Raw genomic sequence first — 13,618 nt, 5'->3', positions numbered from 1 at the left:
AAAATCAGATGCAAGCAAACAAAGCAACGACCAAACGATTAAACTAAAATAAGCAATGTTTTTTACACGATGTTATATGCTGGCTTTTATTCATCTCTCAATTCAGAGCAAATTAATCTATATGCTGTGTAATATTCAATTTCATTATAGATATTCAATTCCATATGGTTCAATTCGTTAAGAACAACTTCATTGTTAGCACATTTTTGTTTTAAAGAACCTCCAAAAAAACCAAAATCTCTTGGGTTGCGCTTTGTTGCAATTTTCCCAAGTTCATAATGATAGGTTACAGGTCTTTCTTTATCAGCTGGTTTTCTGTCTCCAGCATTAATAAATTTTATATCGAAAATTGGTCTTTCTATTTCGGATTTATTAATTTCTTTAATTGGCTCAAAATGTTCAATTACATATTCTCTTGTTTCTTTAAGACCGCTTATTAAATCTTTATAAAATTTATCAATTAGGTTTTGATATCTTCTATGTTCATCTTTACGAGCATAGATTATTAGCAACGATTCCTTGTCATATATGTAATTGTTTTTAAAAATTGTTTCATAATATACAGATGCTATATTTAAAATTTCATTAAAACTTTGTTTAGAAATCAATTCTTCCAATTTTTCAATTTGTTTTATAAAACTTAAAAGAATTTGTTTTAGTTTATTAAGGATTATGTCAAAGAATTTATTTAAAAAATTCTTATGCCTTTCAATGATTTCTGAAATAGGAAATTCCATCGACTCAAACTCATAGTTGTTATCCTTGTGATACCTTAAATAGACAATTTTATCGTTTCTTTCATTGTAGCCAAATAAGCAGGAAGAAATAAATTCTCCTCTATATTTTCTGATTGGATGCCCAACTAATTCATTCCTTATTTCTCGGTTTATATTATAGTTTGAATCTTTTTTTAAATCGCCTTTTTCTATTTTGCATTTAAATATTATCAATAATTCTTCTATGAAATCTTGTTGAACATAAATACTTTGCAAGAGACTTATTTGGTTCGAGAATCGGTCAGAATAAGATATTGATTCTCTATTGTCAAATATGATATCAAAAGTGTCTTGGAAGTAACCTAAAATATCACCGAAATAATTAGTTCTTACGTCAGGTGTAAATTTTATTTTTCGTTTACAAAAATCATATTCCCAAATAAAGTGATTCCAAATGCTAGCAATTCGTTCAAGTTTAAATACTACTTCTTTTTTCAAATGGGATGGTTTTTCAGCTTGCACATAACTATAATGATATGAGTCTGTTTTAATGACTTATATCAAACGTTAAACGAAGTTAGTTGATTTTTTCTACAAAAGCAAGAAAATTCATTATCGAAATTCTATATTCATTGTTAATAACTAATTCATAATTCCTAATTCGTAATTCCTAATTTACAATGTAATTTTTAACTTTGTTACTAATTCAATTGGCATCAAAAAGATGCTGAACTAAATTCAGCAAAATTGGAACACTTTGTAGTATCGGCACGAAAATACCGTCCGCAAACGTTTAAAGACGTTGTGGGTCAACAGGCTATTACAAATACCTTGCTAAACGCCATTGAACATAACCACTTAGCGCAAGCTTTACTTTTTACAGGTCCACGAGGTGTTGGTAAAACAACTTGTGCTCGTATTTTGGCTAAAATGATTAATAGCGATGGCACCGAAACGGGCGACGAAGATTTTGCTTTTAATATTTTTGAGCTTGATGCGGCATCAAACAACTCGGTTGATGATATTAGAAGCTTAACCGACCAAGTGCGTATTCCGCCGCAAGTTGGCAAATACAAAGTGTATATTATTGATGAGGTGCATATGCTATCGCAAGCGGCTTTTAATGCGTTTTTAAAAACCTTAGAAGAACCACCAAAACACTGCATTTTTATTCTTGCAACTACCGAAAAACATAAAATTATACCAACCATACTGTCGCGTTGTCAAATTTTTGATTTCAAACGCATTACAGTTCGCGATGCCAAAGAATACCTAAAATACATTGCCGAAGAACAAGGTATAACTGCCGATGATGATGCGTTACATATTATTGCTCAAAAAGCTGATGGTGCTATGCGTGATGCTTTGTCTATTTTTGACCGCGTGGTTAGTTTCTCGGGTAAAGATTTAACACGACAAGCAGTTACCGAAAATTTAAACGTACTTGACTACGAAACGTATTTTGAAAGTACCAATCTTATTTTAGAAAATAACATTCCGCAATTGTTGCTTCAATTTAATACCACACTTGCTAAGGGTTTTGATGGGCATCATTATATTGCAGGTTTAGCGTCGCATTTTAGAGATTTGCTAGTTTGTAAAACACCAGAAACTATAGAACTTATTGAGGTTGGCGACGAAACCAAAAAGAAATATTTAGAACAAGCGCAAAAAGCATCGCAAGAATTTTTGCTTCAAGGTATTAATTTGGCTAACGATTGCGACTTAAAATACAAAAGCAGCAAAAACCAACGCTTGCTTATTGAACTTTGCTTAATGCAACTTGCCTCTATCACTTTTGATGGAGAAAAAAAAAATTCTAGGCACTTCATAATTCCTGCTTCTTTTTTCAAAAAGAAAGGCATAACACCAATTCCTGTTTCAGTTCCTAAAAGTATTGAAGCAAACGTTGAAACTGTTCAACAAAAAACGAGTGACGTAAAAAAAGTTGACGTTAGTACAAATCCTGTTGTAGCTAAATTTCAAATTAACGAGCCTGAAAAAATTGAATTAAAGTCCGATTTGCAACGTGCTTCTGGTTTATCATTAAAAAGTTTGAAAGTAAAAAAAGAACATCTTATTAAACAAATGGATGTTGTTATTGATGAAGAAAACCTGCCAAAAGAACCATTTACAGAACAAGCACTAATTACCGTTTGGAATCAATATATAGAAGATTTACAAAACGATGGTAAGCATAATTTAGCATCCATTTTATCAATTGATACACCAAAGGTAACAGGAACAGCTATAAATTTAGAGTTTCCAAACGCTACCAACAAAGTGGAAGTTGAACGCCAACAATACGAATTATTGGCGTTTATAAGAAAAGCGTTAAACAATTTTGATATTCATTTAGCCATTACAGTAAATGAAGAAATGGAAAAACAATATGCATATACTACGCTTGAAAAATTTGAAAAATTGAAGGAGAAAAATCCAAGCATAGACCTTTTAAGAAAAACGTTCGATTTAGATATATAACTTTTACAGATGAAAAATTTACTGCTTTTAGCCTTCATTATTGTATCTATAATAAGCTGTAACGGCAACAAAACAAAGTACGATACTTTAAAAGATTCTGTTGAAAAATTTAAAGATTCATTAGAAACACTTGAAGTTGAAGCATATATACCTGAAAAATATTCGGAAGTAAAAACAGATACCATTTTAAGTAATGGTTTTTCTGTAAGTATAAAAACCTATACCGATATGAACCGATTTGTTACTTTTCAATATAAAGTTGATGAAACTTTAACGCATATTGATAAATTTAGAGATTGGATATCTGAAGTGAAAATTAAAAAAGATAATGTGCTTATTTTTGATAAAAAATTAGATGCCAACTTTTTTTTAGAGCAAGATAAATCGATTAAAGATAGTGTTTCAAAAGCCATAAACAATAAAGTTTGGTTGAATGAAGACTTTCCTTTAGAAAAAAACTATGTGTATCTTGTAGGTGGTTTTATATTTCCAGAATCTGAAAAAGTAATATACTACGATATTAAAATTGACACTAAAGGCAATTATAGCTTAAAAAAAATAAAACTAGAATACTAATTAATTATGCTAGGACTTAAATTACCAACCGACCCAAGATGGGTTAATATTGTTGAAAAAAACATAGAAGAAATACTAACAGACCATGCTTTTTGTGAACAAAAAGCAACAAGTACAGCTATTTCGCTTATTGTTAGTTTTCCTGAATATACCGAGTTGGTACAAGAAATGGTAGCTTTAGTAAAAGAAGAAATTAGCCATTTTAAAATGGTACACGACATTATTTTAAAACGTGGTTGGACACTTGGTAGAGACAGACGCGATGATTATGTAATTGAATTGGTTAAATTTTTTCCAAAAGGCGGTAGTAGAACTACACAATTAGTACATAGATTGCTTTATGCTGCTTTAATAGAAGCTAGAAGTTGTGAACGTTTTAGATTGCTATCAGAAGAATTGGCAGATAAAGAATTAGCAACGTTTTATAGAAATTTAATGGTAAGTGAAGCAAACCATTATACCATGTTTTTAGGTTTTGCTAGACAATATGGCGAAAAAAAAGAAGTTGACGCCAAATGGCAACAACTTCTTGAATATGAGAGTCAAATTATAGCTAATTTAGGTAAAACCGAAGCTATTCACGGTTAAAATTTGTAGCCTACACCAATTTGAATATTTGTGTTTTTGGCTTCAAATGGTAAATAATCATCAAACACATTTGTAATCCCGTACGTATATCTTAAGTCTGCAAAAAGCATGTGGGTTAATTTGTAATCTATAGCTGCAACGCCAGAATATGCCATGTTTTTTTGGCCATCATCTACTTTATTAATCTTTAATCCTACTTGTGGACCAATACCAAAACGCAGCTTTTCACTTAAACGAAACTTAACTAAAATTGGCGCTTGTATATAATCTAAATGCCATTTTTCAACATTAGCACCTTCAGCCGAAAATTGTAATTCTGGAACTAATGCTACAGTTTTAGATAAACGCATATCACCAAAAAAACCAATATAAAAACTGTTTCTGTGCTTGTTTGTAATTTGGGGTGTGGTATTAAAATCTAAGTTAGAGATATTGTAACCACCTCTTACACCATACTTTACCTCTTGCGAATACCCTAAAAAGGACATAACAAGTAGTAGTGTTAAAAATATATTCTTCATAATTAATAGGTTTGGGTTATAAATTTTACAATTTATTATGCACGAATATATATTATAAAATAATAAAGCTGCAATTTAAAAAGGTGAAGTGCAGAATTTTACTGTGTATTGCTCGAAACCGTTTGGAAATAGATACTTTTTATAATGCCATCTGCCAATCCTATTTTAGGAACATAGATGTTTTTTGCACCACTCCATTTCATTGATGATAGGTAAATACGCATAGCGGGAATAATAACGTCTGCCCTATCTTGGTTTAAATCTAATTCGGTAATACGTTCTTCATAAGAATAGCTTTGTAGCAAGTTGTAATACGATGTTAAGTAGAAATAGGTTAACGGTTTACCTAAAGCTTTATTTGATATTTTGAATATTTTATTAATGTTTCCACCAGAACCTAAAACAGATATTTTATCGTATTCTTTGGTATTTAGTTTTATCCATTCTTCCAGTTCTTGCCATGCTTCTTTAGAAACCATATCGTTTAATAAACGAACCGTTCCTATTTTAAATGAGCGTGATGCTATTTGGTTGCCTTCATGTATAACTGTAAATTCTGTACTTCCACCACCAACATCAACATATAAATACGTTTTACTTACATCAATAAATGAATTTAAATCGGTAGCAGCAATAATAGCAGCTTCTTCTTCACCTTCAATAATATCAATACTAATTTCTGAGTTTTTTAAAATTAAATCGACAACTTGTTTTCCGTTAGTCGATTCGCGCATTGCCGATGTAGCACAGGCTTTATATTTTACAACTTTGTGAGATTTCATTAAAAGTTTAAATGCCAACATAGTATCAACTAAGCGTTGTGTATTTTCTTTAGAAATCCGGTTATTAACAAACACATCGGCACCCAAACGAATTGGCACACGAACCAACGAGTTTTTTTTAAACTGAACTGGTTTTCCTTTTTGTTCTATAATGTTTGAAATAAGCAACCTTACGGCATTGGAACCAATATCAATTGCTGCATATTTTTTTATTGAAAGCATACTAATGTTGTAATTTTTTTAAATAATAACTGTACATATCAAATTGAGAACGTACTTTTTCCTCATTATTTACTTTATATTCATTTTCTTGAGAAGCATTTAACAAACGTGCTTTTACATTATCATTCCAACTAATATTGAAATTTTCTATAATTTCTTGTTTTATGGCTTCATCATAAATTGGGCAACTTACTTCTACACGATTTTCAATGTTTCGTGTCATCCAATCTGCCGATGAAATATACACTTTTGGGTCGCCATTATTTCCAAAAATATATACTCTAGAATGTTCTAAAAACTTATCAATTACGCTAATAACTTCTATGTTTTCGCTCATATCTTTAATGCCTGGTATTAAACAGCATATACCACGAACTATCATTTGAATTTTTACACCTGCATTACTAGCTTCATACAGTTTATCAACCATATTGTAGCTAGATATACTATTCATTTTTAAGCGAATTAAACCTTCTTTACCATTTTTTACATTCTGAATTTCGGCATCAATAAGTTTAAATATAGCTTTTTTTGTGTAATGTGGCGATGTGATTAAATGTTTATATCTGAAAATTTTATAGTTGGTTTCAAAGAAGCTGAAAATTTTATTAACATCTTTTAAAATACGTTGGTCTGCAGTAAACAACGTGTAATCGGTATAAATTTTAGCTGTAGATTCGTTAAAATTTCCAGTACTAATAAAACCATAGCGCTTTAATTTCTTGCCTTCTTCTCGCTCTATAACACACATTTTACTATGTACTTTTAAACCTTTTACGCCAAATACTAAGTTGATGCCTTCTTCTTCCATTTGTTGCGCATAATCAATATTAGCTTGCTCATCAAACCTAGCTTGAAGTTCTATAGAAACGGTTACCGATTTTCCATTAATTGCTGCATTAATTAATGAACTTGCAATGTGAGATATTTGCGCTAAACGGTAAATAGTAATTTTTAAAGTTTTTACCTGCGGATCGAGTGCAGCTTCACGCAAAAACTTTACAATGTATGAAAACGTTTGATATGGCGCATGTAACAAATAATCTTTATGCTCAATAGCTTTAAAAATACTGGTTTCTAAACTTAGTCCTTTAATAGGTAATGCTTCAATTTTATTGTACAGCAAATCGGTTCTTCCCAAACTTGGAAAATTCATATAATCGCGTCTGTTATGGTAGCGACCTCCTGGTATAATACTATCAGTACTATCTATTCCCATTTTAGACATTAAATATTCTAAAGTATCTTGATCGATGGTTTTATCGTAAACAAAGCGAACTGGATCGCCAATTTGACGGTGTTTTACACTATCGGAAATTTTTTCAATAAAACTTTTACTTAAATCACTTTCAAAATCTAACTCACCATCGCGAGTTATTTTTATCATGTGTGCAGACACACTTTTGTAATCGAAAATATTAAAAATGTAGCCTAAACAATGGCGTAATAAATCGTCTATCATAATGATATAACTTTTATCACCTTGCTTTGGTAATTCTATAAAACGATTGATTGATTTAGGAATTTCAATAAGTGCATATTGATTTTTATCATCATTCATTACCATTTTAACAGCTAAATATGCAGCACTATCTTTTAAATTAGGCAATACTACTAAATCGTTTAAAATGATGGTAACTAATGCAGGACTTACTTTTCGTATAAAATATTTTTTTATGAAGTTGTGTTGAAAATCATCTATTTGATTTTCATCAATTACGTAAATTTTTTCATCTTCAAGCCTTTTATGAATACAATCTAAAACCTCTAAACTTTCACTTTGTTGTTTAATAACTATTTGTGTGATAATTTCAAGTAATTCATTGGCTTTAATACCACCTAATTCGCTTTTTCCGGCTTTACCAGCATCAACAATGCGTTTTACGGTTGCATAACGCACTTTAAAAAATTCATCTAAATTATTAGAAAAAATACCTAAAAATCGTAATCTTTCAATTAAAGGAACACATTCATCTGAAGCTTCTTGTAAAACCCTGGCATTAAATTGTAACCAACTAATTTCTCTATTTATATAGCTGTTTTCGTGAATTTCTGGTTTTGTCATGCTTGTAATTGTATGTATGCTTAGCACAAATATATTCTATTTAAGCTAAATAATATGCCTTAAAACCCACGATATAGACGTGTTTTACTTAAATATAACATATGTGTTTGATATATAAATGAATACTAAAATGCGTATTACCTTAAATCTCTTGGAAATAAGGTATTTACAGTTTTTCCTTTATTTAAATCTTGCCAATTGCTAATGTTAAACTCAATTATTGTTACACCACAAGTTGGCACATTATCAATAAATTTACTACCGTAAGTATTTACAAAAGCAGTTATGGCGTGGTTATGACCAAAAACCATTAGATTGGTTACATCATTTTTACAGTTTTTTATAACTTGAACCAAATTACTACCAGCGAAATCGTACAAATCGTACTCAAATACTATTGGTGTATTGTTTATATTAAGGTTTGAAATAAATATGTTTGCTGTTGAAGTGGTTCTAATTGAATCGCTACATAATATCAAATCAATATCTAAATGATTTGTTTTTAATGCATTTGATACAGTATTCGCATCTAACATACCTCGTTCATTTAATGGACGCTCGTGGTCAATCACATCATATTCCCATGAAGATTTGGCGTGCCTAACTAAGATTAGTTTTTTCATAAATTCGATTAAGTGTAAATTATACCGATAAAATGTTGTTTTTATCGATATAATTCATTTTATTTGTGTTTTCTATTTAGTTTTAAATGGTTGTGTGTTAATAAAAATAAATGTAATTACTAAATAATTAGTATGTAAAAAGTTTAAGTCGATGATTAACCAATTATTCCGTTTAAATGTTTTATTTAGCTTTTAAACGAATTTATAAGTGATTTGTCATTTTATTTTGAACAACAGTAAGCATATACGTTAATTTGTTTTACCTATAAAATTGAAAGTTATGACCCCAAATCTAATTTCACAAAAAATATTGGCATTGGTATTCAATGCATTTCCCTCGCAGTTTTTCCCCTCAAAAACTTTAGTATCATTTTTATTAGTAATTAACATTTAAGGCTTTAGTAATTATTTTACTGCCTTAAGTATTATATATATTTATATTTTTTAAAATAAAAAACAATCATATTGCCATGAAAAATAAATTAACAATTCCGTTTTATTCATTATTGTTATCTCTATGTATTACATTAATATCATCAGGAAAGCTTTGTGCACAAGAAAATGGTATATATGAGATAGAAAACAACAATTCCTTATCAAAAGAAACTGCAAAAAAAAGCAAAGGGAACAATAGAGAAGATTTTTATAACCTAGCATATAAACTACACCCTACTTCATATGCAGAAAATAAAAGCATTAAAAAGGTTAATAATAGTGCAAAAGTTTCAAAACTCACATTTAATGATTCCAACTCTTTTAATGTTATAAATCAAACTAATTCAAACTTTAATGATGTAGAATTGATAACCATAAAATTAAATTCGGTAGCAGATTTGAATAACAAATTGGATTTAACAGATGCTAATGGGTTTAATAACTTAAAATATGTATATATTAAATGTTCGTTTAAGTGTACTGAAACTCAAATAAAACAATTTATAAATTCAGACTCGAATGTTAGAGTTTTTTATAAAATAGAAATTCCTTCATAAAAAAGTATAAGCACAAGACCCATTTAAAAGATTTAGAAATGAAACAACTATACTCCAAAAAAACATTCGCAAATAGCACTTCAATTAAATTGATATTATTTGCCATTTTGTTTGCAAGTATTAATATAGGTTTTGGCCAAGTAAGAGTTCCTTTTGCTCCAAGAACTTCCGATTATACTCCAGGACTTACAAATTATACCATTAAGGGTGATTTCACCATGATGGGTAATACAAACCTAAAGTTAGCTGGGTATACTTATCCAACAAATGCAGCAAACAATAACGACATGGAATATGTTGATATTGATAATGATATTAATACGTTAAACTCATCATCTGCAAATTTAACATTTTCAACAGAAAATGGTGCGATTCCTAGCTGTTCAAATATTATATATGCTGGTTTATATTGGACAGGTAGAGCTTTTGGTGATGGTGAAACAGATTCTGAAACCTTTCAAGTAACAAAACAAATCCCTACTGGTGGCACTACAACACAACCAATAACAAACTCGAATGTAGAGGTATATAATGGCAACAGTATAGCTAATACTAATTACACTTTAACAATTTCTGAGACATCAACAGGAAATGGTCAAAATGCAATTTGGACCGTACAATATACTTTCACACCTTCAGGTGTAGGAAATACAGTGCGATTTATATATAGAAGAAACACTAATTCAAACAACAATCAAACAGTGCATGTTTCTGTTAACAATGGTCCAGAATCATTGCTTACAACCAGTAGTATAGACAATGATAATGCGTTTCTTTCTACTCCTTACACAGTTTTCTCCAATTCAACTAATGCTTTAAGAGTTTCAAGATTAAGAAGACAAAACACTAACAGAGCTTATGTAAATGTTACATACAATCAAACTGTACCAGTAACCACAACCGTTACAAAAAATTTCGATAAGCGTAAAGTATCTATTAAAGGACCTTTAGCTTCAACTTACACCCAATTAACAGCAACAGGTATAGCATATCCTACAAATGGCGACGACAGAAATATGTATTCAGCCTATGCTGAAATTACCGATTATGTAAGACAGAATGGTTTAGGTGAATATTTTGTTGCAGATATTGCTTTAAGAGAAGGAAATGTTGATGGAACTGGTTACTATGGTGGCTGGGGCTTAGTGGTAGTTTATGAAAACTCTAAAATGAAATGGAGAGATATAACTGTATTTGACGGTCATGCTTATGTACAAAATCCTAACGGAGGTGCTCCAATAAATCACACACTAAGCGTGTCTGGTTTTAAAGCTGTTCAAAATGGTGATGTAAATATTAAACTTGGGCTTATGGCTGGAGAAGGTGACATTGCTTGGACTGGTGATGCCTTTGAAATGTTAAGACAAGATACCAATACTTATGAACCGCTTAGCCATAGTAACAACATAGCTACAAACTTCTTTAACTCGTCAATTGTAACTGGTGGAAATACCAGAAATCCTAACTACAACAATAATACAGGTTTGGATATAGCCATGTTTAATGTTGATAATGGTAATAGCAATGCAACAACGTTGGATGACAACAAGTTTATAACCAACAATCAAACATCCACTTCGTTCAGATATGGTTCTGCCCAAGACACGTACATAATATTTAATATCACATTTTCAGTTGATGCGTATATTCCAGAAATGGAAGGAATTTTAACAACAACTGCGACTAGCACAGGTGGATCAAACCCTTCATCATTATTACCTGGTGAAAGTGCAGATTATAAAATTGAAATAAAAAACAAAGGTACAGAAGCTACTAATAATACAGTTATTACTATTCCTGTACCTTATACATCATCGTATGAAGCATTGAGTATTTCATATAATACCTATGCTCCATTTTCAACCTCTAATGTTCCTATCTACGACCCGAATGCTGGTGCTACAGGTTCAATAATTTGGAATCTTGGTACATTGCCCGTACCAACAAATCCTGATAGTATTTTAGCTGATTTAAGTTTTACGCTAACAGCTACAACAGATTGCTCGTTATTAGTAAATCCTAATTGTACCCCAAATATTTCTCTTAACGGAACTATTTCAGGTACAGGCTCTACTTCTGGCACCAATTTTAATCAACCATTAATTCAAGGATATCAAACATCTGGTTCTTGTATTGGTGAACCTATACCAACACCTAGCATTATTAATATTGATTCTGATGCATATATTGCCGCTAATTGTGGTAGTTATACACATGTTAGAGATTTTTATTTCTGCAATATTGGTTCAACACCTATACAAACATCACAAGTTAGTGCAGCATTTCCTGGAGGAACAAAGTTTTATAATGAATATCCTAAAACACCTTCTTCTATAGAATATAATGCATCAAATCCGTTTCCTCCAACTATAGGAAGCACAAACTATTACGCTATTCCTCCTGGATCAACCACATGTTATTATCAATTTAGCATCAATGTTTCAAATATAGCGTCTGTACCAACGGTTCAAGATATCAATTATTGCTTAGGTCAAACAGCTAATCCATTATCGGCAAATCCAAGTGATTATCCAACATCACCGTCTGCTTATAAGTTATATTATTATGTAGATAATAACCCTGCAACACCAGCTCAAAATTCTATTACTCCATCAACAACAACAGCAGGTGTAACAACCTATTATGTTGCAGAAGGTTATTCAAATTCTTGTATTAGCCCTAATAGAGTTCCTATAAAAGTTACAGTATATGGTGAAAATCCTGTTATTACTGCACCTAGTACAATTGATATTACAGGTTGTAATGAAAATAGTATTACTCTGGCTAATTCTAGATACCCATATAGTTCAACTCAATCTGCTGATATTAAAGCTACCTACGTTACTACTGGTTATACAGCTTCAGATGATGAAACTATAGCAAGTATTACTTATATTGATGTTATAAATACTAGTTCTAACTGTCCTTTGGTAGTAACTAGAACATTTACAATTACTGATGGATGTGGTAATACTGCTACAGCTGTTCAAACAATTACAATAACACAAGAAGACTTTTCAATGCCGGCTAATGGTAGCTCTACTGTAAACTGTTTAGTTGATGCTAAAGTGGCTCCTACAACACCTACTGTAAATGATGCTTGTGGTAACACTATAACTCCTGTGTTAAAAACAACACCTGCTGATATTGCTTGTTCTGGTGATATGGTTTGGGTATATACTTATACCGATTGTGCTGGTAATACTGCTGATTGGTCATATACTTATACTATCGATGTGCCAGACTTTACAATGCCTGCTAATGGTAGCTCTACTGTAAACTGTTTAGTTGATGCTAAAGTGGCACCTACAACACCTACTGTAAATGATGCTTGTGGTAACACTATAACTCCGGTATTAAAAACAACACCTGCTGATATTGCTTGTTCTGGTGATATGGTTTGGGTATATACTTATACCGATTGTGAAGGTAATACACATGATTGGTCATATACTTACACTATTGATGTACCAGACTTTACAATGCCTGCTAATGGTAGCTCTACAGTAAACTGTTTAGTTGATGCTAAAGTGGCACCTGCAACACCTACTGTAAATGATGCTTGTGGTAACACTATAACTCCTGTGTTAAAAACAACACCTGCTGATATTGCTTGTTCTGGTGATATGGTTTGGGTATATACTTATACCGATTGTGAAGGTAATACACATGATTGGTCATATACTTACACTATTAATATACCAGACTTTACAATGCCTGCTAATGGTAGCTCTACTGTAAACTGTTTAGTTGATGCTAAAGTGGCTCCTGCAACACCTACTGTAAATGATGCTTGTGGTAACACTATAACTCCTGTGTTAAAAACAACACCTGCTGATATTGCTTGTTCTGGTGATATGGTTTGGGTATATACGTATACCGATTGTGCTGGTAATACTGCTGATTGGTCATACACTTACACTATCGATGTACCAGACTTTACAATGCCCGCTAATGGTAGCTCTACTGTAAACTGTTTAGTAGATGCTAAAGTGGCTCCTGCAACACCTACTGTAAATGATGCTTGTGGAAACCCTATTACACCTGTA

The 13,618-nt window shown here is 31.4% G+C and carries 10 protein-coding genes; 5 read left to right on the top strand and 5 right to left on the bottom strand.

Annotated features, from left to right (window positions below):
- Positions 1–86 precede the first annotated feature (86 nt).
- A complete protein-coding gene (locus ACFQ1R_RS00710; RefSeq protein WP_379924163.1) occupies positions 87–1,214 on the bottom strand; it encodes a hypothetical protein in 1,128 nt (375 codons plus the stop codon).
- A gap of 249 nt (positions 1,215–1,463) precedes the next feature.
- Between ACFQ1R_RS00710 and dnaX the strand changes: the two genes are divergently transcribed.
- The 3 genes from dnaX to miaE are packed head-to-tail and all read left to right on the top strand — an operon-like array spanning position 1,464 to position 4,364.
- Positions 1,464–3,200 (top strand): DNA polymerase III subunit gamma/tau, encoded by a 1,737-nt coding sequence (gene dnaX, locus ACFQ1R_RS00705; protein WP_379924162.1) that lies wholly within the window; start codon positions 1,464–1,466, stop codon positions 3,198–3,200.
- A gap of 9 nt (positions 3,201–3,209) precedes the next feature.
- On the top strand, positions 3,210–3,776 hold the full coding sequence (locus ACFQ1R_RS00700) for a hypothetical protein (RefSeq protein ID WP_379924161.1): 567 nt from the start codon (positions 3,210–3,212) through the stop codon (positions 3,774–3,776).
- 6 nt (positions 3,777–3,782) lie between these two features.
- Positions 3,783–4,364, top strand: coding sequence for a tRNA-(ms[2]io[6]A)-hydroxylase (gene miaE, locus ACFQ1R_RS00695; RefSeq protein ID WP_379924160.1), 582 nt, complete (start codon positions 3,783–3,785; stop codon positions 4,362–4,364).
- Here miaE and ACFQ1R_RS00690 read toward each other — a convergent pair.
- From ACFQ1R_RS00690 to ACFQ1R_RS00675, 4 genes are all read right to left on the bottom strand, one after another.
- A complete protein-coding gene (locus ACFQ1R_RS00690) occupies positions 4,361–4,885 on the bottom strand; it encodes a porin family protein (protein WP_379924159.1) in 525 nt (174 codons plus the stop codon). The genes miaE and ACFQ1R_RS00690 overlap by 4 nt on opposite strands.
- A gap of 98 nt (positions 4,886–4,983) precedes the next feature.
- Positions 4,984–5,889, bottom strand: a complete 906-nt coding sequence (locus tag ACFQ1R_RS00685) for a Ppx/GppA phosphatase family protein (RefSeq protein ID WP_379924158.1) — start codon at positions 5,887–5,889, stop codon at positions 4,984–4,986.
- Between the two features lies 1 nt (position 5,890).
- Positions 5,891–7,954, bottom strand: a complete 2,064-nt coding sequence (gene ppk1, locus ACFQ1R_RS00680) for a polyphosphate kinase 1 (protein WP_379924157.1) — start codon at positions 7,952–7,954, stop codon at positions 5,891–5,893.
- A gap of 137 nt (positions 7,955–8,091) precedes the next feature.
- Positions 8,092–8,577 carry a SixA phosphatase family protein gene (locus ACFQ1R_RS00675; protein WP_379924156.1) on the bottom strand — a complete coding sequence of 162 codons (486 nt, stop codon included), beginning with the start codon at positions 8,575–8,577 and terminating at the stop codon, positions 8,092–8,094.
- A 470-nt stretch (positions 8,578–9,047) separates the two neighbouring features.
- Here ACFQ1R_RS00675 and ACFQ1R_RS00670 point away from each other — a divergent pair, with 470 nt between their 5' ends.
- Together ACFQ1R_RS00670 and ACFQ1R_RS00665 are read left to right on the top strand one after the other, a co-directional pair.
- On the top strand, positions 9,048–9,569 hold the full coding sequence (locus tag ACFQ1R_RS00670; protein ID WP_379924154.1) for a hypothetical protein: 522 nt from the start codon (positions 9,048–9,050) through the stop codon (positions 9,567–9,569).
- Between the two features lie 38 nt (positions 9,570–9,607).
- A partial coding sequence (locus ACFQ1R_RS00665) for an HYR-like domain-containing protein (protein WP_379924153.1) occupies positions 9,608–13,618 on the top strand: 4,011 nt, incomplete at its 3' end.

This window comes from Mariniflexile jejuense (genome assembly GCF_042675665.1).
In the GTDB taxonomy this organism is placed as follows: domain Bacteria; phylum Bacteroidota; class Bacteroidia; order Flavobacteriales; family Flavobacteriaceae; genus Mariniflexile; species Mariniflexile jejuense.
Note: the sequence above shows the minus strand (reverse complement) of the source record. Positions and strands in the feature narration are given on the sequence as shown.

Coding starts and splice junctions, on each gene's coding strand:
- ACFQ1R_RS00670 (WP_379924154.1), top strand. CDS start 9,048: ATGAAAAATAAATTAACAATTCCGTTTTATTCATTATTGTTATCTCTA.
- ACFQ1R_RS00700 (WP_379924161.1), top strand. CDS start 3,210: ATGAAAAATTTACTGCTTTTAGCCTTCATTATTGTATCTATAATAAGC.
- ACFQ1R_RS00685 (WP_379924158.1), bottom strand. CDS start 5,889: ATGCTTTCAATAAAAAAATATGCAGCAATTGATATTGGTTCCAATGCC.
- ACFQ1R_RS00690 (WP_379924159.1), bottom strand. CDS start 4,885: ATGAAGAATATATTTTTAACACTACTACTTGTTATGTCCTTTTTAGGG.
- ppk1 (WP_379924157.1), bottom strand. CDS start 7,954: ATGACAAAACCAGAAATTCACGAAAACAGCTATATAAATAGAGAAATT.
- ACFQ1R_RS00675 (WP_379924156.1), bottom strand. CDS start 8,577: ATGAAAAAACTAATCTTAGTTAGGCACGCCAAATCTTCATGGGAATAT.
- miaE (WP_379924160.1), top strand. CDS start 3,783: ATGCTAGGACTTAAATTACCAACCGACCCAAGATGGGTTAATATTGTT.